This window comes from Mucilaginibacter gilvus (assembly GCF_004054195.1).
Classification (GTDB): domain Bacteria; phylum Bacteroidota; class Bacteroidia; order Sphingobacteriales; family Sphingobacteriaceae; genus Mucilaginibacter; species Mucilaginibacter gilvus.
The window spans coordinates 1-1,535 of the sequence record NZ_SBIW01000021.1; the positions used below are offsets into that span (position 1 = coordinate 1).

1 protein-coding gene is annotated in these 1,535 nt (G+C 47.6%); it reads left to right on the top strand.

Going from position 1 to position 1,535, the window contains the following annotated elements; all coding sequences use genetic code 11:
* Positions 1-6 precede the first annotated feature (6 nt).
* Positions 7-1,535 (top strand): glucosamine-6-phosphate deaminase (gene nagB, locus EPL05_RS21720; protein ID WP_128536097.1); only part of this gene is annotated, 1,529 nt, incomplete at its 3' end.

Below are 1,535 nucleotides of genomic sequence, written 5' to 3' on the forward strand. Positions count from 1 at the left end.
ATTTTTATGGCAAGATTAAATTTACTGGAAGAGACCCGTTACGAGAAGCTGCCGGTGAGCGTATATGCGGACCAGAAGTCGGCATCGCTGGCGGTAGCAGCAAGGATAGCAAAACTCATTAAGGATAAACAGGCAGCAGGGCAGCAAACCGTTTTAGGTTTGGCTACCGGTGTTACACCCATTGGCGTGTATGCCGAGCTGATCCGTTTGCACAAGGAAGAAGGTTTGTCATTTAAGGATGTGATCACCTTTAACCTGGATGAGTATTATCCCATGAAACCGGATGCTGTGCAAAGCTATGTCACTTTCATGAATGAGAACCTCTTCGACCATGTGGATATTGATAAAAGTAAGGTACATATCCCCGACGGTACTTTGGACCAGGATGCCGTTGCCGCTTTTTGTTTGGATTATGAGAAACAACTTTCGGAACTGGGTGGACTGGACCTGCAATTATTGGGGATCGGTCGTACCGGTCACATCGGTTTTAACGAACCGGGCTCCGCGCCAAACTCGGGCACGCGTTTGGTGACTTTGGATGACCTTACCCGCCGTGATGCTTCCCGCGACTTTGGGGGCAAGCAAAATGTGCCTACCAAGGCCATCACCATGGGTGTGGGTACTATTTTTAAAGCAAGAGAAATTATATTAATGGCCTGGAGCGCCAAGAAAGCACCCATAGTACGTAAAGCTGTGGAAGGGGAGATCTCGGGTGAAGTGCCTGCCACTTTTCTGCAATTATCCGATCATGTGGAGTTTGTACTGGATGCAGGGGCTGCATCGGGTTTAACCCGCTTTGATACCCCATGGCTGGTGAAAGATTGTGTTTGGAAAAATGAGCTGATCAAAAAAGCGGTGATCTGGTTATCGGGTACTGTTGGTAAGCCGATACTAAAACTGACCGAAGAGGATTACAATAACCATGGCATGGCGCAGTTAGCTGTGGAGCAGGGCCCGGTTTACAATATCAATATCGACATTTTTAACCAGATCCAGCATACTATCACCGGTTGGCCGGGTGGTAAGCCGGGGGCGGATGATTCGCAGCGCCCTGAACGTGCTGAGCCGGCAAGGAAGCGCTCTATCGTTTTCTCTCCTCACCCGGATGATGATGTGATCTCGATGGGCGGAACTTTCATCCGTTTAGTAGATCAGGGGCATGATGTACATGTAGCTTATCAAACATCGGGTAATACCGCCGTTTGGGATGATGATGTATTACGCTATGTAGAATTCGCTATCGATTTTAAGGAAAGTGTTGGTGAGGATGCGGGTGAACTGAAAAAACTTTACGGCGAAATGCGCCACTTTATCGAGAATAAATTACCTAACCAGATAGATACCCAGGAGATCCGCAACGTGAAAGGTTTTATCCGCAAAACGGAAGCGATCTCGGGTGCGAGGTTCTCAGGCGTGCCGGATAGTAATATCCATTTCCAGGCTTTGCCTTTTTACGAAACAGGCAAAACCAAGAAGAACGCTGTTGGTGAAGAGGATATTTTGTTAACCATGGAGCTATTAAAAAAAGTAAAACC